Below are 22,372 nucleotides of genomic sequence, written 5' to 3' on the forward strand. Positions count from 1 at the left end.
GAGGTGAATGGACGTCACCGTACTCAGAGCAGCCCTGCCCCGCGCGCCCACTTATACTTGGCGCCGAGCACCTCGACCGGAAGCTCGGTCGAGTAGGCATAGGCCGGGATGCCGTTCTGGTAGAGATATTCGGCGGCTTCCTCGACCTCGACGTCGCCGGCGAGCGAGGCGACGATCGGCTTCACGAAGCCCTTGGCCTCCATCTCCTTCTTCACCTCGACCATGTTGCGGGCGAACACCATCGGCGGCGTGACGATGGTGTGCCAGTAGCCGAGGATCAGCGAATGGATGCGCTCGTCCGACAGGCCGAGCTTGACCGTGTTGACGTAGGTGATCGGCGGCTCGCCGCCGGTGATATCCACAGGATTTCCTGCCGCGCCGAACGGCGGGATGAACTTGCGGAAGGCCGCGTCCAGATCCGGCGGCATCGACATCAGCGACAGGCCGTTGTCGACACAGGAGTCCGACAGCAGCACGCCCGAGCCGCCGGCACCGGTGATGATCAGCACGTTCTCGCCCTTCGGCGTCGGCAGAACCGGCACGCCGCGGGCGAATTCGAGCAGCTGCCGCAAGCTGCGGGCGCGGATCACTCCCGACTGCGCCAGCACGTCCTCGTAGATCTTGTCGTTACCGGCGAGTGCGCCGGTGTGCGAGGACGCCGCCTTGGCGCCAGCCGAGGTGCGGCCAGCCTTGAGCACGACGACCGGCTTCTTCTTGGAGACGCGCTTGGCGGCTTCCGCGAAGGCTCGGCCGTCCTTGAGGTCTTCGCAGTGCTGCGCGATCAGATTCGTATTCGGATCCTGCTCGAAGAAGGCGAGCAGATCGTCCTCGTCGATGTCGGATTTGTTGCCGAGGCCGACGATCGCCGAGACGCCCATCTTGGCCGAGCGCGAGAAGCCGATGATGGCCATGCCGATGCCGCCCGACTGCGACGACAGCGCCGCGTGGCCCTTGACGTCATAGGCGGTGCAGAAGGTCGCGCAGAGATTTGCCGGCGTATAATAGAAGCCATAGATGTTCGGCCCCATCAGGCGGATGTCGTACTTCTTGCCGATTTCGACGATCTCGGCCTGCAACTCCGGCGCGCCGGCTTCGGCAAAGCCCGAGGGGATCAGCACGGCGCCCGGAATTTTCTTCTCGCCGCATTCGACGAGCGCGCCGGCGACGAACTTGGCGGGGATCGCGAACACCGCGGTGTCGATCACGCCCGGCACGTCCTTGACGCTCTTGTAGGCCTTGTACCCCAGAATCTCCGGCGCCTTCGGGTGGATCGGATAGATCTCGCCCTTGTAGCCGCCGTTGACGAGGTTCTTCATCACGGAGTTGCCGATCTTGCCGTCCTCGGCGGAGGCGCCGATCACGGCGACGCCCTTCGGCTGCATGATGCGGCTCATGGCCGCGACGATCTCTTCGGTCGGGCGCGGCTTGGGCTTCGGCACATAGGCGAAGTCCACCACGATGCGCACGTCGGCGGCGATCGCGTCCTTCGCGGTCGCGAACACCGGGTTGAGGTCGAGCTCGACGATTTCGGGGAAATCGGTCACGAGCTGGGAGACCTTGACGATGACGTCGGCGAGCGCGTTGCGGTTCACCGGCTCACCGCCGCGAACGCCCTTGAGGATCTCATGCGCCTGGATGCCGTCGAGCATCGACAGCGCATCTTCCCTGGTCGCGGGCGCGAGGCGGAAGGTGATGTCCTTCAGGACTTCGACCAGCACGCCGCCGAGGCCGAAGGCAACCAGCTTGCCGAACGAGCCGTCGGTGATCGAGCCGACGATGACTTCGGTGCCGCCGGCCAGCATCTGCTGCACCTGGACGCCCTCGATCTTGGCATCGGACTTATATTTCCGGGCGTTCCCGAGAATGGTCTCGTACGCCTTCTCTGCATCCTCGGCCGTCTTGAGGCCAACGATGACGCCGCCCGCTTCGGTCTTGTGGAGAATGTCCGGTGAGACGATCTTCATCACCACAGGGAAGCCCATCGCGGAGGCCATCTTGCCGGCCTCGCCCGCCGACCTCGCCACGCCCTCCTTCGGCACCGGAATGCCGTAGGCGTCGCAGACCAGCTTGCCTTCCGGCGCCGTCAGGCTGCTGCGGTTGTCCGCCTTGACCTGGTCAAGCACCTTGCGGACGGCATCTTTGGAATTGGACATGTGGCTTCTCCCTTGACCTCAGTTCGTTCTTTTCAAAGCGCGCGCGTGTCGCGGCCGCCCGTCATGCTTGCCATTCGCCGTCCTCTGTTCCATGTCGCGGAACGGAGTGGCATAAAGCATGAGATTACTCCGCCGCCTTGGATCGAAAATGGCTGGCGATGGCATTTGGTATGCCAGAAGCCAACTTGTCAAGCTGCGGAGCACCCTAGAAGGCTGCAAAAAATAGGCAGCTTGACATTCTGGCATTTGGTATGCCAAAAACTTTCCCGTTAATAATCCTGTAAAAGACGACTCCCACTGGAGGAGATTCGTCGTGTCACTGCGGAAACCAACCAAGGCGTTGCCGAACATGGCCGAGGCAGATATCGCAATCGTTCGTATTGCCCCGGAGAGCAGCTTCAAGAACAAGGCGTATGACGCCTTGAAGGAAGCCATCCTCAAGATGGACATCTACTCGACGCCCGAGCCGGTGATGCTCGACGAGCGCGCGCTGTCCGAGCGCCTGGGTGTCAGCCGCACACCGATCCGCGAAGCGATCGCGATGCTCGAGCAGGACGGCTTCGTGAAGACCGTTCCGCGCCGCGGCATCATGGTGGTGCGCCGGACCAAGAGCGAGATCGTCGACATGATCCGCGCCTGGGCGGCGCTGGAAAGCATGGCGGCGCGCCTCATCACCACCACGGCGCGCAAGAAGGACATCACGGCGCTGCGAGACTATTTCAAGGACTTCAGCAAGGATCGCCTGCCCGAGGATCACGTCGAGGAATATTCGCGCGCCAACATCGCCTTCCATCAGGCGCTGATCTCCCTGTCGGAATCGCCCGTGCTGGTCGATCTCACCAACGATTTGCTGCTGCACGTGCGCGGCTACCGGCAATTGACCATCGGCCGCAAGGACCGCACCGCGACCTCCCTGCCCGAGCATCTCGGCATGATCGAAGCGCTGGAAGCGCGCGACACCGAACTCGCCGAGAAGCGGGCCCGCGACCACACCCTTGGCCTTGCCGCTTACGTCGAAGCACACGGACAGGAACTCTTCTAGCACCGTTCACCAGAAGGGCGAAAAACTCGCCCCAGTACTGAGAGACCAGGGAGACAAGGCCCATGCTGAACACCGCGACCAAGTCCGAAGCACCGGGCACCGAGCAGGAACTGACGGATGGTTTTCATCTCGTCATCGACGCGCTCAAGCTGAACGGCATCAACACCATCTATAATGTGCCGGGCATCCCGATCACGGATTTGGGCCGCATGGCGCAGGCCGCCGGCATTCGTGTGATCTCCTTCCGCCACGAGCAGAACGCCGGTTACGCCGCGGGCATCGCCGGCTATCTCACCAAGAAGCCCGGCGTCTGCCTCACTGTGTCCGCGCCCGGCTTCCTCAACGGTCTCACCGCGCTCGCGCACGCCACCACCAACTGCTACCCGATGATCCTGGTCTCGGGCTCGTCCGAGCGCGAGATCGTCGACCTCCAGCAGGGCGACTATGAAGAGATGGATCAGCTCGCGATCGCGAAGCCCCTGTGCAAGGCGGCCTATCGCGTGCTGCACGCCCAGGATATCGGCATCGGCTTCGCCCGCGCCATCCGCGCAGCCGTGTCGGGACGTCCGGGCGGCGTCTATCTCGACCTGCCAGCAAAGCTGTTCGGCCAGGTGATGAACGCCGAGGCCGGCCGGAAATCGCTGGTCAAGGTGATCGATGCTGCGCCCGCGCAAATCCCCTCGCCCGCTTCGGTGAAACGCGCGCTCGACGTGCTGAAGAGCGCCAAGCGCCCGCTGATCATCCTCGGCAAGGGCGCGGCCTACGCGCAGGCCGACGAGGAGATCAAGACCTTCGTCGAAAAGAGCGGCGTGCCGTTCCTGCCCATGAGCATGGCCAAGGGCCTCCTGCCCGACACGCATCCGCAGTGCGCCGGTGCTGCCCGCTCGACCGTGCTGAAGGACTCCGACGTCGTCATGCTGATCGGCGCGCGGCTGAATTGGCTGCTCTCGCACGGCAAGGGCAAGAGCTGGGGCGAGACCCCGAAGAAGTTCATCCAGGTCGACATCGAACCGCGCGAGATGGACTCCAACGTCGAGATCGTCGCGCCCGTCGTCGGCGACATCGGCTCGGTCGTCTCGGCCTTCAACCAGGCCATCGCGACGGGCTGGACCGCCCCGCCCGCCGACTGGACCAAGGCCATCGCGTCCAAGCGCGACGAGAACGTTGCCAAGATGGCGCCGAAGCTGATGAACAACAAATCGCCGATGGACTATCACGGCGCGCTCGGCGTGCTGAAGACCGTCATCAAGGATCATCCCGAGGCGATCCTCGTCAACGAAGGCGCCAACACGCTCGACCTCGCCCGCGGCGTCATCGACATGTACCGCCCTCGCAAGCGTCTCGACGTCGGCACCTGGGGCGTGATGGGGATCGGCATGGGCCAGGCGATTGCCGCTACGCTCGAGACCGGCCACCCCGTGCTTGCGGTGGAAGGCGACAGCGCGTTCGGCTTCTCCGGCATGGAGGTCGAGACCATCTGCCGCTACAACCTTCCGATCTGCGTCGTCATCTTCAACAATGACGGCATCTATCGCGGCACCGACGTCAACGGCGCCAATGCCGATCCGGCCACGACCGTGTTCGTCAAGGGCGCGCGCTACGACAAGATGATGGAAGCCTTCGGCGGCGTCGGCGTGAATGCGACCTCGCCCGACGAGCTCAAGCGCGCCGTCAACGACGCGATGGCTTCACGCAAGCCGACGCTCATCAACGCGGTGATCGATCCGGCCGCGGGCTCGGAGAGCGGTCGCATCGGCAACCTCAATCCGCAGAGCGTTCTGCAGAAGAAGAAGTAACCGACCGCCGGGTCATTCCCCGCGCCGGCGGGGAATCCAGTATTCGCCGGACCATATGAATGGCGAGCACTGACCCAACTGAACGACAGCGAGTACTGGATGCCCGCCTTCGCGGGCATGACAAAACAAAAGTGGTAACAGGAGCAACACGATGACCAAAGCGCTCGAGGGCGTTCGCATTCTCGATTTCACCCACGTTCAGTCCGGACCGACCTGCACGCAGCTGCTCGCCTGGTTCGGCGCCGACGTGATCAAGGTGGAGCGTCCGGGCGTGGGTGACATCACCCGTGGCCAGTTGCAGGACATCCCGAACGTGGACAGCCTGTATTTCACCATGCTCAACCACAACAAGCGCTCGATCACGCTCGACACCAAGAACCCCAAGGGCAAGGAGGTTCTGACCGAGCTGATCAAGAAGTGCGACGTGCTGGTCGAGAATTTCGGCCCCGGCGTGCTCGACCGCATGGGCTTCCCCTGGGAGAAGATCCAGGCGATCAATCCCAAGATGATCGTCGCCTCGATCAAGGGCTTTGGCCCCGGCCCCTACGAAGACTGCAAGGTTTATGAGAACGTCGCGCAGTGCACCGGCGGCGCCGCCTCCACCACCGGCTTCCGTGACGGTCTCCCACTCGTCACCGGCGCGCAGATCGGCGACAGCGGCACCGGCCTGCATCTGGCGCTGGGCATCGTCACCGCGCTCTATCACCGTACCCACTCGGGCAAGGGCCAGCGCGTCACGGCAGCGATGCAGGACGGCGTCCTGAATCTCGCCCGCGTCAAACTGCGTGACCAGCAGCGCCTCGCCCACGGTCCGCTCAAGGAGTACAGCCAGTTCGGCGAAGGCATTCCGTTCGGCGACGCCGTGCCGCGCGCCGGCAACGACTCTGGCGGTGGCCAGCCCGGCCGCATCCTGAAGTGCAAGGGCTGGGAAACCGATCCCAACGCCTACATCTACTTCATCACCCAGGCCCCGGTCTGGGAGAAGATCTGCGACGTGATCGGCGAGCCGACCTGGAAGACCGATCCGAACTACGCCAAACCGGCGGCGCGCCTGCCGCGCCTGAACGAGATCTTCGCCCGCATCGAGCAGTGGACGATGACGAAGACGAAGTTCGAGGCGATGGAGATCCTCAACAAGGACGACATCCCCTGCGGCCCGATCCTGTCGATGAAGGAGCTTGCCGAAGACCAGTCGCTGCGCGCGACCGGCACGGTGGTCGAAGTCGACCACCCCACCCGCGGCAAGTATCTCTCCGTCGGCAACCCGATCAAGCTGTCGGACTCACCGAGCGATGTCGAGCGCTCCCCGCTGCTCGGCGAGCACACCGACGAGATCCTTCGCTCGGTCCTCGGCTTCAGCGACCACCAGGTCGCCGAGATCCACAAGTCCGGCGCACTCGACCCGCCGCAGAAGCAGGCCGCTGAGTAAGCGGATCTGTCAGAGACGACGAAAGGCCGCCGGTTTCGGCGGCCTTTTTATCTCCGGCAAGAGTGAATTGAGAGCTGATCCCTGGGAACAAAAGCTGGCGGTGACCGTTATCGTTTCGCCGGCGCGCTGTCCTAAATGCGTACCGCACACGCAGCGAGCGACCCGGCCTCGCAAAAAACCTACCCAGCAATGAAGAAATTCTCAGCCTTGTCTTCTTGATGAAGACAGGCCGGTCCATAGCGAGAGGCGTTGCCCGGCAAGAGTCGAGGCGCCGCTCGTTGATCAAGTCGAGGACGACATGTCGAGAGATCAATCCCCCGATCGAGCCAAGCGTGAAGCCAATAAGGTGTTCAAACCTGTCGAGACGCATAAGCCGGTCAATGACTATGCCAGGGATCAGCACTCCTTCAACGAGAACCGCGAGCGCCTGAAGGCGGAGCGATTGGCCCGCGAGGCCAAGCCGGAAAGCGGCTCCAAATAGACGCGTTACGGAGGCGTTGCCTCAAGATTGAGGCTTAGAGCATCGAGAGCACGACGATCCCGTCTTCGAGGTCGCCTGAAGCGAGCCTTATCCGCGCGATGCGCTCGAACTCCGTCCGGTATTTCTGAAGATAGCTGAAGGCCTGCTTCTGGGTCCGGAACGTGGTGGCCAGCCGGCACGTCTGTCGACCCGCACCCAGCGCGAGAAAAAAGGTGATCGTGCCGCCGCCATCCGGCTTGATCCTAGGCACGATCCGCAATCTCTGGCATGTGACCGGCCTTTCTGGAATGATCGTCGGCGCTATGAAGCGCGACTATCGCGGCGATTTCTTCGCACGCTTCTTCGGCACAGGGGCCGGCAACGATGCGCGAAGATTTGCATCGGCGATTTCCTTGGCCTCACGCAACTCGCGAAGCCGCGCCATGTTCTTGCGGACATCGAAGGACTGCCGCTCGGCATCCGCCATCGCCCGCGCGCCCTCTTCGGCTGCCGCGCGTTGACGCTCGGAACGCGCTATGCCTTCGGGTGACGGGCCGGCCGATCTCTTGGTGCTCATCTTCCACCCTGTTCGGCAACGGACAAAACCCGCTCAATCCTTACGATCGAGCGGGTCGCATGGCCGTTTCAGTACATCCGTGAAACGGCACTGGAGAGCTTAGGCCAGCGAGAGATTCTCAGCGCTGACCTTGCCCCGCATCTTGTCGGTCTTGGCCTCGAAGTTGACCTTCTGGCCCTCGGCGAGACCCGCCAGACCAGCACGTTCGACCGCGCTGATATGAACGAACACATCGTTGCCGCCGTCGTCGGGCTGAATGAATCCGAAGCCCTTCTGGCCGTTAAACCACTTCACTGTACCTGTCGGCATTTTTCTTCTCCAAAGCGCACACGCGTGCATTCCGCGTGACACTCACGCGAAACCGATTCAATTCGTCGATGTCGATGGAAAAGGAGCCCGCGGGCGCATTCAACAAGGCACAGCGGCTGAACGAACAACCCTAAGGTATACCTCCCCGGCGTTGCTTGCAAGGCTTGCCGAGACTTAATTGCCGCAGGGGCTCGGTCGAGCAGGTTTAATGCAGTCTTGTCGGGGCGGAATCTGCGCGCCGGTACCGGGCCGGCAACGTATCCTTGTGGACAGACCTGACGCCGGTTTCATGTTAAGGTTTGCTATCACCGGCCGGCACGTGGCTTTTACCGGTGATGAGAACGCTAATTGCGCTCCCGCCTCATCAGCAAGGGAGATGCGCCATGGAACGGCGTCGTTTCAAGCAGACTGAAACTCTCAGCCAGAGGCTCACGCAGGAAGTCGAACGCTTGCGCCAGGAGATGCGGACGCTTCCGCCAGGTCGTCGCCGCGATCTGCTGCTGCGAAAGGTCCGACAGGACGAGACCGCCATCCAGATCGATGCATGGATCGGCTCCCCGGGCCTGAGAGCGCCGACCTGACGCAGCCTTTCGCATAACCTGAGACGCCCTGTCGGATCGGCAGCGTCTCGATCGTCCTCGGGACATGAACGGGCCGTAGACGCCAATGTCGGGCCCATCAAGTCATAGGGATGACCACCATGCCGAACACTGTCCGCCTGCACCGCGCTCTCTCGACCAGCCCGGAGAAACTCTATCGCGCCTTCGTCGAGGCGGACGCGCTGGCGAAATGGCTGCCGCCGAACGGCTTCACCTGCACCGTGCATCATCTCGAGCCGAAGGTCGGCGGCACGTTCAAGATGTCGTTCCGCAACTTCACGACGGGCGCCGGTCATTCATTCGGCGGTGAATATCTCGAGCTCGTCCCCGGCGAACGTCTCCGCTACACCGACAGGTTCGACGATCCCAACCTGTCCGGCGAGATCGAGGTGACCGTGATCCTGAAGAAGGTCTCGGTCGGCACCGAGCTTGATATTACCCAGGCGGGTATCCCGGACGTCATTCCTCCGGAGGCCTGCTATCTCGGCTGGCAGGAATCGCTGCGCAATCTGGCAAGGCTCGTCGAGCCCGAGATCAATCAATAACATCCAGACGCCGCGAGCGTCGGGACGGCCGAGGCTACGCGCCCGCCTTCGGTTCGAGCCCGCCGCTCGCAGTCCAGCGGTCCGGATCGGGACTGTGCCCGATCAGCGCGAGCCCGTAAGCGATCGACTCGAACTGGTCGCCCGACATCAGCCGTTCGTTGCCGAACCGGTCGGCGAACAGCTTCCGGACGGCTGGCACGAACGATGTCCCGCCGGTCAGGAACACTTTCTCGATTTCGCGTGCGGTGATGCCGGCCTCGGCCAGCACCTTGTCGACGGTGGCGCCGAGCCGCGCGACGTCGTCGGCAATCCAGGAATCGAAGTTCTTCCGCGTGATGGTGGAACCGATGTCGACGCCGCCGCCCTTGAAGCGGAAGTCGACTTCGTCCTTTGCCGAAAGCGCGACCTTGGCATCCGACACCGCTCGATAAAGTGAGAACCCGAGATCGAGATCGACGATGGTGATGAAATCCTCGAGCAACTCCGGTTTCAGCGCGCTGCGCGCAAGCTCCCGAAGCTCGCGCAGATCGCCGTTGCTCTTCATCATCGCGAGCTGATGCCAGCGTGCAAGGTTGGTGTAGTGGCCGCTGGGAACCGGTAGCACCTTGTCGAACGAACGGAAGCTGGAGCCCTTGCCCAGCCGCGGCGAGACGACGTGGTCGACGATGCGGTAGTCGAACGTGTCGCCCGCAATGCCGATGCCGGCATGGCCGAGCGGCTCGGCGCGCAAGGTACCTCCCGTGCGCGAGAAACGCATCACCGAGAAGTCGCTGGTGCCGCCGCCGAAATCCGCGACCAGCACGGTCGCATCGCGCTCGAGCCGGCGGGCGAAGGAGAACGCGGCACCCACGGGTTCGTAGACATAACGCGCGTGGCCGGCGCCGAGACGCTCGAACGCGGCCCGGTAGCGCTGCATCGCCAGCGCTTCGTCGGGATTTCCGCCGGCGAAGCGCACCGGACGGCCGACCGTGATGGTGGAGGTCTCGAAGCCGAATTTGTCGCCGCCATGGCGCGCCAGTGTTCGCAGGAACGCCGCCAGGATGTCCTCGAACTTGAAGCGCTGCCGGAACACCTGCGTTGTGTTGAAGCTGCTGCTCGCGGCAAAGGTCTTGAACGACTGGAGGAAGCGGTAGACGTGGCGTCCTTCCAGGAACGTCTCGATCGCCCACGGGCCGCCTTCGGCCTGGGCGCCGGCTCCCGGCCGGTCCTCCCAGAAGCACAGGGCCGACACATAGACGCTGTGCCGCTGGCCGCCATGGTCGAAGCGGATGGCCTCGACCCGGCGGTCATCCGCCGCGATCGCGACGACCGTATTGCTGGTCCCGAAATCGATGCCGATCGAGACAGCGGACGAAGCGCTCGACATGAACCACTCTGACGCTTGATTGGAAAAGGGGGCAGACCACTAACGGCTTTGACCTGCTCTGCCAAGGCCGCAGATGTTGCAGCGCGGTCGCGGAACTCCCGAAAGTGTTGCGGATCTGGGCAACGGGAGCCGCCAGCGCAACGCGATTTCCGGGCGGTTCGGCACCGGATCCACCTCTTTTGGAATGTTTCCCGCTAATCTTAAGTCCGAAACGGCCGCTTTAACGGACGGTTATGCTGCAATGCGGGAGTGAGCATACTGCCATGCAACGGCATGCATGGACACTGGCATCTGGCATACGTAAATTGCCCTTCGAAATGAGGCAGCAATACTGACTGTCTCGAGAAAGGAATTCCGATGTCCAAGACCGCTTCCGTCGCCCTCGCCCCGTCCTCCTCGCTGTTCGCGCGCTTCATGGCCGCGGTGGACCGCTTCCTGATGGCGAGCGCCGAGATCTCCAATCACAACGGCGACCTGCCCCGTTTCGGCCTGTAAGCAGCGCCTGAGCCGGGAGCGCGGCGCGTCGGTTTCAGAACCATCAACATACTACTTTTGATGAATGGCCCCGCAACACGGGGCCATTTCTATTTGCGTTGTCCGATTCACAGCTGGGCCGGAAAGGTCCTGCGGCATTTGCGCACGGGGACCGGACCAGCGCTTGAACCTTGGCATAATGAATACAAGAATGCCGCTCCAGCGCTCGCAGAAGAAATAGAGGCGCCACGGGAGGCTTTATGACGGACATGGTGCAGGCAACGGCCCCTACAGCCGCGCGCGTAAGCGACACGTATCGCTGGGCGCAATTGGCGGTCGGTGTAGCGGCGATGGTGATGATCGCCAATTATCAATACGGCTGGACGTTCTTCGTCCCCGACATCCAGAAGAAGTTCGGCTGGGATCGCGCCTCGATCCAGTGGGCCTTCACGCTCTTCGTCCTGTTCGAGACCTGGCTGGTGCCGATCGAAGGCTGGTTCGTCGACAAATACGGCCCGCGCCTCGTCGTGCTGGTCGGCGGCGTGCTTTGCGCCATCGGCTGGGCAATCAACGCGCAGGCCACCACGCTCAACGGCTACTATCTCGGCATGATCATCGCGGGCATCGGCGCCGGCGGCGTCTACGGTACCTGCGTCGGCAATGCGCTGAAATGGTTTCCGGACAAGCGCGGTCTCGCCGCGGGCATCACCGCAGCGGGCTTCGGTGCGGGCTCCGCGCTGACCGTCGCGCCGATCCAGGCGATGATCAAGGACAGTGGCTTCCAGACCACCTTCCTCTATTTCGGTCTCGGACAAGGCATCATCATCTGCGTCCTCGCCTTCTTCCTGCTGGCGCCGAAAGCAGGTCAGGTGCCGAACGTCGTAGCGAACGCCAATCTGCTGCAGACCCGCCGCAACTATCAGCCGACCGAGGTGCTGCGTCAGCCGATCTTCTGGCTGATGTACTTCATGTTCGTGATCGTCGGCGCCGGCGGCCTGATGGTGACGGCCAATCTGAAGCCGATCGCGGCCGACTGGAAGGTCGACAACGTGCCGGTCACGCTGATGGCGGTGACCATGACGGCGGTGACCTTCGCGGCCACCATCGACCGCGTGCTCAACGGCCTGACGCGTCCGTTCTTCGGCTGGATCTCCGACATGATCGGCCGCGAGAACACGATGTTCATCGCCTTCGGCATGGAAGGGTTCGGCATCTGGATGCTCTATCTCTGGGGCCACGATCCGATCTGGTTCGTGCTGCTCTCGGGCTTCGTGTTCTTCGCCTGGGGTGAGATCTACTCGCTGTTCCCCTCGACCTGCACCGACACGTTCGGCGCCAAGTTCGCGACCACCAATGCCGGCCTGCTCTACACCGCGAAGGGCACGGCTGCGCTGCTGGTGCCGATCGCGAACTACATGCAGCAGTCGTCGGGCACCTGGGACAGCGTGTTCATCATCGCGGCCGGCGCCAACATCCTGGCCTCGGCACTGGCGATCGCGGTGCTCAAGCCCTGGCGCAAGATCGTGGTCGCGAAATCGACTGCCGCCTGACACGCCTCACCATAGCTCCTTCGAGCGCGACGCCCGGCATTGCGGCCGGGCGTTTTCGTTTTGCGCGAAGCCTCCTCGATTCCGATGATCCGAACGGAACCAGCGATTTTCTCGCGTCGCGCCCCAAGATAGGACTTGCCTTCTGGAATATGGTATACCAATCTCCCCGCCGCGCTTGCGACGATAAGCCACAACATTTGCGACACTGGGTCATCTTGTAATCCCAGGTCGTGACAAGTCGGGCGCTTGGGAGGTTCTTGATGATGTCCAGCACGGATGGCGCCGTCACAGCTGCGCCGCTTCGCACCGGTTTCCGTTGGTTTCAACTCGCCATGGGCATCGTCTGCATGGCGATGATCGCGAACCTGCAATACGGCTGGACGCTGTTCGTCGATCCGATCGATGCGGCCCACCATTGGGGCCGCGCCGCGATCCAGCTCGCTTTCACCATCTTCGTCGTCACCGAGACCTGGCTGGTGCCGGTCGAGGCGTGGTTCGTCGATAAATACGGTCCGCGCGTCGTCATCATGTTCGGCGGCGTCATGATCACGCTGTCCTGGGTGCTCAACTCCTACGCTGACTCGCTGACCCTGCTCTACGCGGCCGCGATCATCGGCGGCATGGGCGCGGGCGCGGTGTACGGCACCTGCGTCGGCAACGCGCTGAAATGGTTTCCCGATCGCCGTGGTCTTGCTGCCGGCGCAACCGCCGCCGGCTTCGGTGCCGGCGCCGCGCTCACCGTGGTGCCGATCGCGACCATGATCGCATCGAGCGGCTACCAGCACGCATTCCTCACCTTTGGCATCGGCCAGGGCCTGATCGTGTTCGTGCTCGCCTTCTTCATCCAGCCGCCGCGGATCTCGATCCCGCCGAAGAAGAAGCAGCTCAATCTGCCGCAGACCAAGATCGACTTCACCCCGCCGCAAGTGCTGCGCGCCCCTATTTTCTGGGTGATGTACCTCGTTTTCGTCATGGTCGCTTCCGGCGGCCTGATGACCGCGGCGCAGATCGCTCCGATCGCGCACGACTTCAAGATCGCCGACACGCCGGTGACGCTCGCCGGATTCCAGATGGCGGCGCTGACGTTCGCGATCTCGCTCGATCGTATCTTCGACGGCTTCGGCCGTCCGTTCTTCGGCTGGGTCTCCGACACGATCGGTCGCGAGCACACGATGTTCATCGCCTTCGGCACCGCGGCGGTGATGCTGCTGACGCTGTCGGCCTACGGCCACGTTCCGATCGTGTTCGTGCTCGCGACGGCGGTGTATTTCGGCGTGTTCGGCGAGATCTACTCGCTGTTTCCCGCCACCTGCGGCGACACTTTCGGCTCGAAATACGCGACCACCAACAACGGCATGCTCTACACCGCGAAGGGCACGGCATCCCTGCTCGTCCCGCTCGCCAGCGTGATCTCGACCGCCTATGGCTGGAAGGCTGTGTTCGTGGTCGCGGTGGCCCTGAACGCGACGGCAGCGCTGATGGCGCTGTTCGTGATCAAGCCGCTGCGCCGCTCCTTCATCCTCGGCAAGGAAGCCGAGAGCGCCACCTCCGCAACCGGCAACGCCAAGACGGCGTAAGCCGCCGCACGACCATGCACGATCGCGAAAAGGGGCGCAGCGATGCGCCCCTTCTTTTTGTCGCTACGAGAAACGTCAGCAATCCTGCCGCAAGAATTTTCGGATCAGCCAAATCGAGCGCTTGACCATTGGCATTATGTATACCACACTTGACCCGCCATTCACCCCAGGGAGGTTGCAATGCTGGTCGGAGACATTCTGCGCAAGAAGACACCGCGCGTTGTCACGGTGCGAATGAACGAAACGGTGGGTATCGCCGCCAAGCTGATGCGCGCCAACAATATCAGCGCGCTGGTGGTCAAGGACGTGGTCCGCTCCGAGGGCAACACCGCCGTCGGCATGTTCACCGAGCGCGACGTGGTGCGCGCCATCGCCGAGCACGGCGCGGGCGGCGTCAACGTCAAGATCTCCCAGCTCGTCTCGGTGCAGCAGCTCGTCTCCTGCACCTCCTCGGACACGATCGAGCACGTCCGCCACCTGATGAACCGCAATCACATCCGGCACCTGCCCGTGATCGACGATTACAGCCTCGTCTCCGTCATCAGCATGCGCGACATCGCCGCTGCCGTCGACGAAGCGATCAACGGCACGCCGCAGGCAGCAGCCTAAAGCGGCACGCCCCTTCTGCCGCGACGACCAGCCCCGGCTCGGATGCATCCGAGCCGGACAGGATCCTTCGTCCCAAATTCCGGCCACCCGCGAGGATTTCATGAAGATCTGCATCTACGGCGCCGGCGCGATCGGCGGATATCTCGGGGTTCAGCTCGCGCGCGCGGGCGCCGATATCAGCCTGGTCGCACGCGGCGCCCATCTCGCCGCGATGCGCGAGCGCGGCCTGACGCTGCTCACGGGCGAGGAGACGCACACGGTGCATCCGCGCTGCACCGACAAACCCGCCGAGCTCGGCGTGCAGGATTTCATCATCATCACGCTGAAGGCGCATTCGATCACCGGCGTGATCGAGACAATGCAGCCGCTGCTCGGGCCCCACACCCGCATCGTCACTGCCGTCAACGGCATCCCCTATTGGTACTTCTACAGGCACGGCGGCGCTTACGAGAATGCGACGCTGGAAAGCATCGACCCCGGCGGACGGCAGTGGCGCGAGATCGGCGCCGAGCGCGCCATCGGCTGCATCGTCTATCCCGCCACCGAGATCGAGGCGCCCGGCGTGATCCGCCACGTCTACGGCAATAATTTTCCGCTCGGCGAGCCCTCCGGCGAGATCACGCCGGACGTGCAACGTCTTGCCGATCTGTTCGTCTCGGCCGGACTGAAAGCGCCGGTGCTCGACCGCATCCGCGACGAGATCTGGCTGAAGCTGTGGGGCAATGTCTGCTTCAACCCGATCAGCGCGCTCACCCATGCAACGCTCGACGTGATCTGCACCGATCCGTCCACGCGCGCGCTGTCGCGCGCGATCATGGTGGAGACGCAGGCCATCGCAGAGACGTTCGGCGTCAAGTTCCGCGTCGACGTCGAGCGCCGCATCGAGGGCGCCCGCAAGGTCGGCGCGCACAAGACCTCGATGCTGCAGGATCTCGAACGCGGCCGCCCGATGGAGATCGACCCGCTCGTCACCGTGGTGCAGGAGATGGGCCGGCTGACCGGAATTCCGACGCCCGCGCTCGACTCGGTGCTGGCGATGGTGACGCAGCGCGCCCGCATCGCCGGCCTCTATGATGGCGTCTCGACGCCGACCGATCCGCATGCACTGGCGGTGGCATGATGGCGGACGTCAGCAAATGGCTTCGCTTCCGCCACGCCGGCGCGACCGGTTTCGGCACGCTGACCTCGTCAGGCATCAGCGTGCATGAAGGCGAGATGTTCGGCCGCAAGGCGTCCGCCGGAAAGACGCTGGCATTGTCGGAAGTCGAGTTACTGGCCCCGTGCGCGCCCAGCAAGATCGTCGCGCTCTGGAATAATTTCCACGCACTCGCCACCAAGCTGAACCAGCCCGAGCCGCCGGAGCCGCTTTATCTGCTCAAGGCCACCACCAGCGTCACGACGCCGGGCGCCGTGATCCGCCGCCCCTCGTACTACGACGGCAAGACCACCTACGAGGGCGAGCTCGGCATCGTCATCGGCAAGGCCTGCGCGCGCGTCTCGCCTGATGAGGCGGACAGCTTCATCTTCGGCTACACCTGCGTCAACGACATCACCGCCAACGACATCCTCACGCGCGATCCCACCTTCCCGCAATGGGCCCGCGCCAAGGGCATCGACGATTACGGCCCGTTCGGCCCTGTCATCGCGACCGGCCTTGATCCCGCAAGGCTCACGGTCCGCACCATTCTCAACGGCGCCGAGCGGCAGAACTATCCGATCGCGGACATGATCTTCAGTGCCCAGGATCTGGTCAGCAGGATCTCCCACGATATGACCCTGCTTCCGGGCGACCTCATCGCCGTCGGCACCTCTGTCGGTGTCGGCGTGATGAAGGAGCCGGTGAATATCGTCACCGTCGCGATCGACGGCATCGGCGAGCTGACCAACGAGTTTCGGCTGTAGCTCTCGCTGTCATTCCGGGGCGGCGTAGAGCGCCGAGCCCGGGATGACGACGGCTGTAACCTGGGCTGTCGGGAAAACCCGGCAACTTCCCACGCCCCTCCACCGATCGGCCGACGCGCCCCGTCGCCAATCGCGCTATTGGCACGTCCGGCACCCCACCCACCCTTGATCTCGGTTCCGCTCTCCAATAGCAACTATGGCGATAATGTGCCGGCGTGAGGAATTCACGATGTGGCTGTTTTTCCTGGTTGCCTGGTTTGTCCTGCTAGCCGCCATCGCGTTCCTCGCCCAGCAGGCGTTTGGCTACGACGTTGCCCACCTGCCCGCCTGGTTCGCGGGCCTGCCGATGCCGCAGCGCATCGCGACCGGCGCGATCCTCGCCGTCGCGCTCGCGCTGATCGGCGCCTCGGTCTGGCGGACGTCGCGCCAGGACCGGCGGCTCAACACGCTGCGCGACCGCCTCAGGAAGACCCGGGAAGACGTGGTCGTCGCCAACGCCCTGCAGAACCACCTCGACGCCACCGTCCAGTACCTGATCGAGAGCGACCCCAGGGAGGCCGTCTCTGCCCTTCACGACAAGCTGGGCGAGATCGAGCAGCGCGCCCTGCTCCAGCAGGGCCGTAACGAATCCACCGACATGCACGACCAGCTCGCCGAAATCCGCCGCCGCCAGCAGGCGCTGCGCGAGATGGTCGGCAAGGTCGCAGATCAGCGCCGCGCGGTCGAGCCTGTGTTCACCGAGATCCGCGACCGCCAGAACCAGCTCGAGCGCGCCCTGCACGACCTCGAGACCGACGATCGCAAGAACAGCCTGGCCGACCGGCTCAAGGACATCACGCGCGACATGTCCACGCTGCTGTCACGGGTGAACTCCGTGCAGGAGACCTTCGCGACCCTGAACCAGTACAAGGAAGATCTGGCCAAATCCCATGCCGAGCTGGTGCCGCTGCGCTCGGCCGACGTCGGCATCAATGCGCTGATCGGCGAGCTCGGCCTCAATCATGATCGCCTCACCAAGAGCATCGACGAGCTCGAGACCGGCGGCGAAGCGCCGCTCGGCACCCGCGTCGAGACACTGTCGAAGAACAAGATCGAGATCGAGCAGCGGCTCGCGCGCATCGACGACAGCTTCAACATCCTCAAGGCTGTCAGCCTCGACTTCGAGGAGCTCGCCCAGCGCCGGGCTCAGCTCGAACGCTCGCTCGCCGATGTCGAAAACGATTCCGACGGCAAGTCTCTTGCGGACCGCCAGAACGCGCTGAACGATTTTGTCCTGCAGTCGCGCCAGCGCCTCGGCGCCCTCCAGGAGACACTGACGACGCTCAACGCCTTCAAGACGGAGCTGTCGAAGTCGCAGGCCGATCTCGTTCCGCTCAAGGCGCCGGTGTTCGGCATCGAGGCCATGATCGCGGACGTCAGCACCACCCGCGACCTCCTCGCCAGGACCGTCGGCGAGATCGAGGCGAGCGGCGACGTCACCCTCGCCTCGCGCGTCGACGCGCTGACCAAAAGCAAGCGCGAGGTCGAAGACCGGCTCGCCCGCATCTTCGACAATTTCAATGCGCTCGATGCCTTGCGCAAGGACATCGGCGGCATCTTCTCGACCATCCGCAACAGCCTGAACCGGATCGGCTGAGAACGACGACGGTATCGCGCTGAAGCCCGGATTGCGCTGCGCGCAATCCGGGACCGTTGGTGGGCCCCCGCATTCCGCTTCGTTCCATGCGGGCTGCGAAATCGCCTCCGCACCGCCCGAAACATCTGGACACATCACATTTGCGCGCGCCCGCCAGATGCCGCCAACATGTCGCGCGGGTGCCGCAACTTGGACGTATTCCGCCGCCCTTTTGTCAGGCGTGTCTGGGGGCACGGCGCTGCCGTGTTTGGACCAAACCTTCAGGGGTATGAACGTGAAGAAGATTGTATTTGTTCTGGGTGCCACGCTTGCTCTGGTGACGGTTGCGAACGCCGCGGATTTGCCGCGCCGGCAGCCCGTTCCGGTCTATGGGGAGCAGGCGCCGATCGGCAAGATGCCGATTGGCAAGAGCCCGATTGGAAAGGCCCCGATCGGCAAGGCGCCTGGCCCGGTCGTCTCGCGCTACTGACGCGCAGCGCTCAGCGTCAACGGCCGACAGTCGAGGGGCACAGCGTGACCAACAAACGTGATCGATCGGGATCCTGCATCCTTGCGGGGCTCGCCCTCGCGGCGATGACCGCGTGCACGCTGCCCTCGGCGTCGGCTCACGAAGCGAACAAGCGCGTTGCCGATGCCAACGCGCTTGCCACGATCGACTCCGCGTCACGAGGCGCGCCGCAATCGACCCGGCGCCCCGTCGCACGCGCGGAGAAAGGTCCCTATTACGTCGACTTCCGCGCGCGGACGGCAGCGAGCTGGGGCCACGCCTTCGTCTGGTACGGCAAGACCAGCGAGCGCGCCGTCGAGGTCGCGGGGCTCACGCCCGCCGGCGACACCTGGGCCTACGTGCTCGGCCACCTCACCTGGGTCCCCTCCGAGACCGGCGCGAGCTATGGCGATCTCGATCCGGACTATCTCACCGCGAGCTACCGGGTCTATCTGAACGAAGCCGACGCCAAGCGCGTGTTCGCCTATATCAAGAAATTGCAGGCGAGCTCGCCGGTCTGGAACGCCGAGACCACCAACTGCACCGGCTTCATCGGCGACATCGCCGAGTACATGGGATTGAAGGTCCCCTACCGCTGGCAACGCCCGGAAAACTTCGTCAACAGCCTCAAGGACATGAACGGCGGCCGCCAGATGGTCCGGCTGTCGGCGGAGTAGCGGCCTGGCCCGTAGCCGGTAGCCGGTAGCCGGTAGCCTGGATGGAGCGCAGCGCAATCCGGGCTACAAGCCCTTGCGTTGCCCGACGGGCAAAACACCCAAGCCGTCCGTTAATCCGCGCGGCCAAAAATATTCGCCTTTACAGAAATTCGGAATCGGCGGATATTGTGCGCACTCCGGCCCAAGGAAGAGGGGCGTATCGCGATCGTCACGAACGCGGGCCGGACGGCGGTGGACGCGGGCCACACTGGTGCGACGGTGATCGCAGGGCGGGAAACCGTGAGCGAGGCGCATCGCACGCACGACCGGTGTGATCTGCGTACGGCAAAATCGCGTGGTCCTGGCGCCCGCAGGCTGGCGTCAAGCGTTGCGGTGATGCGGTGGCCCGACCGGGCGCGCGCATCGTCAGCCGCAAGGCGACGGGGGCAAGAGTGCATCGCTCCCCGAGGAGAGCGCGACATAAGCCGTCAAACCACTGCGCAGGGAAGGCCGGATGTTTGGCTTCACCTGTATGCCGCTGTGCTGTCCCTTGTAGCGCAACCTTCGCACAGTGGACCGTGGGTGCCCGGCCGGCACCCGGCCTTCCCTGCGCCCTCTTTCATTTGAGGGTGAGACCACCAGGCAAAGCTCGGGCGAAACACGCCGCGAGGACGCGAAGGTGTGTCTTGCGAGGATGCGAGTTCGGTATTGCAGCGAGCGTAACCTATGACCGTCACCCCCGCGCAACGGCGTAGCCGTTGTCGCTGGAGGTGCTTGCCCTGTGGCGCAATCGCGCCGCAGGGCAAGCCTCGAAGGGCGACAGCCCGGCTCTCGCAGCGCGGCCATTCATCCTTCGAGGCTCCCTGCCCGGTGCTACGCACCGCGCAGCTCGCACCTCGGATGACGGATTGGAAACCCAATTATCCGCCCCACGGAATCACCCGCATCGCCCGCATGATGGCCCCGCCTCCACCGCGCATCCCCGCAATAGACATTTCCCGACCCCGGCGGCATCCTCGCGCCATCAACCGATAAGAGAACGCCACGCAGGCGGGGGAAACAGATCATGTTGCAGACACGGTTCACCAGGCTCGTCGGCGTCGAGCACCCCATCGTCCAGGGCGGCATGCAATGGGTCGGGCGCGCCGAGCTGGTCGCCGCCGTTGCCAATGCCGGCGCGCTCGGCTTCATCACGGCGCTGACCCAGCCGACCCCGGAGGATCTGAGGAAGGAGATCGCGCGCTGCCGCGACCTCACCGACAAGCCGTTCGGCGTCAACCTCACGATCCTGCCCGCGATCAAGCCGCCGCCCTACGCCGAATACCGTGCCGCCATCATCGAGAGCGGCATCACCGTGGTCGAGACCGCCGGCAACAAGCCACAGGAGCATGTCGACGAGTTCAAGAAGCACGGCGTCAAGGTCGTGCACAAATGCACCAGCGTCCGCCATGCCCTCTCGGCCGAGCGCATGGGCGTCGATGCCATCTCGATCGACGGGTTCGAATGCGCCGGCCATCCCGGCGAGGATGACACCCCCGGCCTGATCCTGATCCCGGCAGCGGCCAACAAGATCAAGATTCCGATGATCGCCTCGGGCGGCTTTGCCGACGCCCGCGGCCTGGTCGCCGCATTGGCGCTGGGAGCCGAGGGCATCAACATGGGCACCCGCTTCATGGCCACCAAAGAGAGCCCGATCCACCAGCTCATCAAGGAGAAGATCGTCGCCAACGACGAGCGCGAGACCGAGCTGATCTTCCGCACCATGCGCAACACCTCGCGCGTCGCCAGGAACGCGATCTCGACCAAGGTCGTGGCGATGGAGAAGGAAGGCGCCAAGTTCGAGGACATCCGCGAGCTCGTTGCGGGCGCCCGCGGCAAGATGGTCTATGCCACCGGCGATTCCGACGAGGGCATCTGGTCGGCTGGCCAGGTGCAGGGCCTGATCCAGGATATTCCGAGCTGTGCCGAGCTCGTCTCCCGCATCGTGCGTGAGGCGGAGGCCATCATCCGCGGCCGGCTCGAAGGCATGATCGTTCATCCGACGGCGCAAGCTGCGGAATAATTACTGCAAGAAGCGAGAGTAATTCATGAAGGCTTACGTCTATGGCGCTGACGGCGCTCGGATTTCCGACGTCGCTCAACCAAAACCAAAGGGCACGCAAGTGCTGGTGCGTGTCCGTGCGTGCGGGCTGAACCGCGCCGACACCGGCATGCGCAAGGGCCACGCCCACGGCGCGGCCGGCGGCGTCGGCACCGTGCTCGGCATGGAATGGGCCGGCGAGGTTGCCGAACTCGGACCCGATGCGAAGGGCGTGAAGGTCGGCGACCGCATCATGGGCTCGGGCGGCGCGGCATTCGCCGAATACACGCTGGCCGATCACGGCCGGCTGTTCCGCGCCCCCTCGAACATGAATTTCGAAGAGGCTGCCACCCTCCCCGTCGCGCTCGCGACCATGCACAACGCCGTCGTCACCGTCGGCGGCGTGCAGCCGGGCCAGAGCGTGCTGATCCAGGGCGCCAGCTCCGGCGTCGGCCTGATGGCGATGCAGATCGCCAAGCTCAAGGGCGCCCGGCTCGTGATCGGCTCGTCGACAGATGCCTATCGGCGCGGCCGGCTGACGGACTACGGCGCCGACCTCGCGGTCGACTCCTCCGACCCCAAATGGGTCGACGAGGTCCTGAAGGCGACCGGCGGCGAAGGCGTCGACCTCATCGTCGACCAGGTCTCCGGCCAGGTCGCCAACCAGAACCTGGCCGCGACCCGGATCAAGGGCCGGATCGTCAATGTCGGCCGGCTCGGCGGCACCCATGCCGACTTCAACTTCGACCTGCATGCCGCCCGCCGCATCAGCTATATCGGCGTCACCTTCCGCACCCGCACCATCGAGGAGGTCCGCGAGATCTTCGACGAAGTCCGCAAGGACATCTGGGGCGCGGTGGAGTCGCGCAAGCTGCAACTGCCGATCGACAAGGTGTACGCGTTCGACGACATCGACCAGGCCTTTGCGCACATGGAGGCGAACAAGCACCTGGGGAAGATCGTCGTGACGGTGTGAGGGGGGCGGCGGAGCGAGATGGGCATTGCCCTCCCTCCGCTTGTCATGGCCGGGCTTGACTCAGCCATCCACGTCTTTGCCGCACGATACGAAGAACGTGGATGCCCGGGACAAGCCCGGGCATGACGGAGTAAGTGGCGTAGGCGAGC

The 22,372-nt window shown here is 64.1% G+C and carries 22 protein-coding genes; 17 read left to right on the top strand and 5 right to left on the bottom strand.

Going from position 1 to position 22,372, the window contains the following annotated elements:
• Window positions 1-23: 23 nt before the first annotated feature.
• Complete coding sequence (locus FNV92_RS24165; protein ID WP_143844255.1) at window positions 24-2,153, bottom strand: acetate--CoA ligase family protein; 2,130 nt, start codon at window positions 2,151-2,153, stop codon at window positions 24-26.
• A gap of 349 nt (window positions 2,154-2,502) precedes the next feature.
• On the opposite strand from FNV92_RS24165, the gene FNV92_RS24170 reads away from it, so the two are divergent.
• The 4 genes from FNV92_RS24170 (at window position 2,503) to FNV92_RS24185 (ending at window position 6,901) form a co-directional block, all read left to right on the top strand.
• The gene (locus FNV92_RS24170; protein ID WP_162006348.1) at window positions 2,503-3,195 is read left to right on the top strand and encodes a GntR family transcriptional regulator; all 693 of its coding nucleotides are present in this window, start codon (window positions 2,503-2,505) and stop codon (window positions 3,193-3,195) included.
• 62 nt (window positions 3,196-3,257) lie between these two features.
• Window positions 3,258-4,991, top strand: coding sequence for an oxalyl-CoA decarboxylase (gene oxc / locus FNV92_RS24175; protein WP_143844254.1), 1,734 nt, complete (start codon window positions 3,258-3,260; stop codon window positions 4,989-4,991).
• Between the two features lie 151 nt (window positions 4,992-5,142).
• Window positions 5,143-6,420, top strand: coding sequence for a formyl-CoA transferase (gene frc / locus FNV92_RS24180; RefSeq protein ID WP_015687314.1), 1,278 nt, complete (start codon window positions 5,143-5,145; stop codon window positions 6,418-6,420).
• Between the two features lie 298 nt (window positions 6,421-6,718).
• Complete coding sequence (locus FNV92_RS24185; RefSeq protein ID WP_143844253.1) at window positions 6,719-6,901, top strand: hypothetical protein; 183 nt, start codon at window positions 6,719-6,721, stop codon at window positions 6,899-6,901.
• A 34-nt stretch (window positions 6,902-6,935) separates the two neighbouring features.
• On the opposite strand, the gene FNV92_RS24190 is transcribed toward FNV92_RS24185, so the two are convergent.
• The 3 genes from FNV92_RS24190 to FNV92_RS24200 form a co-directional block, all read right to left on the bottom strand.
• A complete protein-coding gene (locus FNV92_RS24190) occupies window positions 6,936-7,160 on the bottom strand; it encodes a hypothetical protein (protein WP_041748431.1) in 225 nt (74 codons plus the stop codon).
• 54 nt (window positions 7,161-7,214) lie between these two features.
• Window positions 7,215-7,457 (bottom strand): hypothetical protein, encoded by a 243-nt coding sequence (locus tag FNV92_RS24195; protein WP_015687317.1) that lies wholly within the window; start codon window positions 7,455-7,457, stop codon window positions 7,215-7,217.
• Window positions 7,458-7,556: 99 nt separating this feature from the next.
• On the bottom strand, window positions 7,557-7,766 hold the full coding sequence (locus tag FNV92_RS24200; RefSeq protein WP_008134109.1) for a cold-shock protein: 210 nt from the start codon (window positions 7,764-7,766) through the stop codon (window positions 7,557-7,559).
• Window positions 7,767-8,149: 383 nt separating this feature from the next.
• Here FNV92_RS24200 and FNV92_RS24205 point away from each other — a divergent pair, with 383 nt between their 5' ends.
• Together FNV92_RS24205 and FNV92_RS24210 are read left to right on the top strand one after the other, a co-directional pair.
• Entirely contained in the window at window positions 8,150-8,347 is a 198-nt protein-coding gene (locus tag FNV92_RS24205; RefSeq protein ID WP_143844252.1) for a hypothetical protein, read from the top strand.
• Window positions 8,348-8,466: 119 nt separating this feature from the next.
• Window positions 8,467-8,910, top strand: a complete 444-nt coding sequence (locus FNV92_RS24210; RefSeq protein WP_143844251.1) for an SRPBCC family protein — start codon at window positions 8,467-8,469, stop codon at window positions 8,908-8,910.
• A 34-nt stretch (window positions 8,911-8,944) separates the two neighbouring features.
• Here FNV92_RS24210 and FNV92_RS24215 read toward each other — a convergent pair whose 3' ends face one another.
• Window positions 8,945-10,276 carry an Hsp70 family protein gene (locus FNV92_RS24215; RefSeq protein WP_143844250.1) on the bottom strand — a complete coding sequence of 444 codons (1,332 nt, stop codon included), beginning with the start codon at window positions 10,274-10,276 and terminating at the stop codon, window positions 8,945-8,947.
• A 357-nt stretch (window positions 10,277-10,633) separates the two neighbouring features.
• On the opposite strand from FNV92_RS24215, the gene FNV92_RS24220 reads away from it, so the two are divergent.
• The 11 genes from FNV92_RS24220 to FNV92_RS24270 all read left to right on the top strand — a co-directional run bounded on the left by FNV92_RS24220 (window position 10,634) and on the right by FNV92_RS24270 (window position 22,223).
• Window positions 10,634-10,771 (top strand): hypothetical protein, encoded by a 138-nt coding sequence (locus FNV92_RS24220; protein ID WP_015687321.1) that lies wholly within the window; start codon window positions 10,634-10,636, stop codon window positions 10,769-10,771.
• A 239-nt stretch (window positions 10,772-11,010) separates the two neighbouring features.
• Window positions 11,011-12,300, top strand: coding sequence for an oxalate/formate MFS antiporter (gene oxlT, locus FNV92_RS24225; RefSeq protein ID WP_015687322.1), 1,290 nt, complete (start codon window positions 11,011-11,013; stop codon window positions 12,298-12,300).
• 260 nt (window positions 12,301-12,560) lie between these two features.
• The gene (gene oxlT / locus FNV92_RS24230; RefSeq protein WP_143844249.1) at window positions 12,561-13,877 is read left to right on the top strand and encodes an oxalate/formate MFS antiporter; all 1,317 of its coding nucleotides are present in this window, start codon (window positions 12,561-12,563) and stop codon (window positions 13,875-13,877) included.
• A 180-nt stretch (window positions 13,878-14,057) separates the two neighbouring features.
• Complete coding sequence (locus FNV92_RS24235) at window positions 14,058-14,486, top strand: CBS domain-containing protein (RefSeq protein WP_143844248.1); 429 nt, start codon at window positions 14,058-14,060, stop codon at window positions 14,484-14,486.
• Window positions 14,487-14,586: 100 nt separating this feature from the next.
• Entirely contained in the window at window positions 14,587-15,606 is a 1,020-nt protein-coding gene (locus tag FNV92_RS24240) for a 2-dehydropantoate 2-reductase (protein ID WP_143844247.1), read from the top strand.
• Window positions 15,603-16,388: a fumarylacetoacetate hydrolase family protein gene (locus tag FNV92_RS24245; protein WP_143844246.1), complete on the top strand. Its 786-nt coding sequence runs from the start codon at window positions 15,603-15,605 to the stop codon at window positions 16,386-16,388. The genes FNV92_RS24240 and FNV92_RS24245 overlap by 4 nt, the downstream gene beginning before the upstream one ends.
• A gap of 229 nt (window positions 16,389-16,617) precedes the next feature.
• On the top strand, window positions 16,618-18,024 hold the full coding sequence (locus tag FNV92_RS24250; RefSeq protein ID WP_168213584.1) for a hypothetical protein: 1,407 nt from the start codon (window positions 16,618-16,620) through the stop codon (window positions 18,022-18,024).
• Between the two features lie 268 nt (window positions 18,025-18,292).
• The gene (locus FNV92_RS24255; protein ID WP_041748433.1) at window positions 18,293-18,493 is read left to right on the top strand and encodes a hypothetical protein; all 201 of its coding nucleotides are present in this window, start codon (window positions 18,293-18,295) and stop codon (window positions 18,491-18,493) included.
• 44 nt (window positions 18,494-18,537) lie between these two features.
• Complete coding sequence (locus FNV92_RS24260; protein WP_143844244.1) at window positions 18,538-19,188, top strand: hypothetical protein; 651 nt, start codon at window positions 18,538-18,540, stop codon at window positions 19,186-19,188.
• 1,045 nt (window positions 19,189-20,233) lie between these two features.
• Entirely contained in the window at window positions 20,234-21,229 is a 996-nt protein-coding gene (locus FNV92_RS24265; RefSeq protein WP_015687330.1) for an NAD(P)H-dependent flavin oxidoreductase, read from the top strand.
• Window positions 21,230-21,254: 25 nt separating this feature from the next.
• On the top strand, window positions 21,255-22,223 hold the full coding sequence (locus FNV92_RS24270; RefSeq protein WP_143844243.1) for a zinc-binding dehydrogenase: 969 nt from the start codon (window positions 21,255-21,257) through the stop codon (window positions 22,221-22,223).
• The last annotated feature ends 149 nt before the right edge of the window (window positions 22,224-22,372 follow it).

The sequence above is a fragment of the Bradyrhizobium cosmicum genome, assembly GCF_007290395.2.
GTDB lineage: Bacteria > Pseudomonadota > Alphaproteobacteria > Rhizobiales > Xanthobacteraceae > Bradyrhizobium > Bradyrhizobium cosmicum.

Bases quoted from the DNA above. Each gene is read 5' to 3' on its own strand.
- FNV92_RS24165 (WP_143844255.1), bottom strand. From the start codon at position 2,153: ATGTCCAATTCCAAAGATGCCGTCCGCAAGGTGCTTGACCAGGTCAAG.
- FNV92_RS24170 (WP_162006348.1), top strand. From the start codon at position 2,503: ATGGCCGAGGCAGATATCGCAATCGTTCGTATTGCCCCGGAGAGCAGC.
- oxc (WP_143844254.1), top strand. From the start codon at position 3,258: ATGCTGAACACCGCGACCAAGTCCGAAGCACCGGGCACCGAGCAGGAA.
- frc (WP_015687314.1), top strand. From the start codon at position 5,143: ATGACCAAAGCGCTCGAGGGCGTTCGCATTCTCGATTTCACCCACGTT.
- FNV92_RS24185 (WP_143844253.1), top strand. From the start codon at position 6,719: ATGTCGAGAGATCAATCCCCCGATCGAGCCAAGCGTGAAGCCAATAAG.
- FNV92_RS24195 (WP_015687317.1), bottom strand. From the start codon at position 7,457: ATGAGCACCAAGAGATCGGCCGGCCCGTCACCCGAAGGCATAGCGCGT.
- FNV92_RS24200 (WP_008134109.1), bottom strand. From the start codon at position 7,766: ATGCCGACAGGTACAGTGAAGTGGTTTAACGGCCAGAAGGGCTTCGGA.
- FNV92_RS24205 (WP_143844252.1), top strand. From the start codon at position 8,150: ATGGAACGGCGTCGTTTCAAGCAGACTGAAACTCTCAGCCAGAGGCTC.
- FNV92_RS24210 (WP_143844251.1), top strand. From the start codon at position 8,467: ATGCCGAACACTGTCCGCCTGCACCGCGCTCTCTCGACCAGCCCGGAG.
- FNV92_RS24215 (WP_143844250.1), bottom strand. From the start codon at position 10,276: ATGTCGAGCGCTTCGTCCGCTGTCTCGATCGGCATCGATTTCGGGACC.
- FNV92_RS24220 (WP_015687321.1), top strand. From the start codon at position 10,634: ATGTCCAAGACCGCTTCCGTCGCCCTCGCCCCGTCCTCCTCGCTGTTC.
- oxlT (WP_015687322.1), top strand. From the start codon at position 11,011: ATGACGGACATGGTGCAGGCAACGGCCCCTACAGCCGCGCGCGTAAGC.
- oxlT (WP_143844249.1), top strand. From the start codon at position 12,561: ATGATGTCCAGCACGGATGGCGCCGTCACAGCTGCGCCGCTTCGCACC.
- FNV92_RS24235 (WP_143844248.1), top strand. From the start codon at position 14,058: ATGCTGGTCGGAGACATTCTGCGCAAGAAGACACCGCGCGTTGTCACG.
- FNV92_RS24240 (WP_143844247.1), top strand. From the start codon at position 14,587: ATGAAGATCTGCATCTACGGCGCCGGCGCGATCGGCGGATATCTCGGG.
- FNV92_RS24245 (WP_143844246.1), top strand. From the start codon at position 15,603: ATGATGGCGGACGTCAGCAAATGGCTTCGCTTCCGCCACGCCGGCGCG.
- FNV92_RS24250 (WP_168213584.1), top strand. From the start codon at position 16,618: ATGTGGCTGTTTTTCCTGGTTGCCTGGTTTGTCCTGCTAGCCGCCATC.
- FNV92_RS24255 (WP_041748433.1), top strand. From the start codon at position 18,293: ATGAACGTGAAGAAGATTGTATTTGTTCTGGGTGCCACGCTTGCTCTG.
- FNV92_RS24265 (WP_015687330.1), top strand. From the start codon at position 20,234: ATGTTGCAGACACGGTTCACCAGGCTCGTCGGCGTCGAGCACCCCATC.
- FNV92_RS24270 (WP_143844243.1), top strand. From the start codon at position 21,255: ATGAAGGCTTACGTCTATGGCGCTGACGGCGCTCGGATTTCCGACGTC.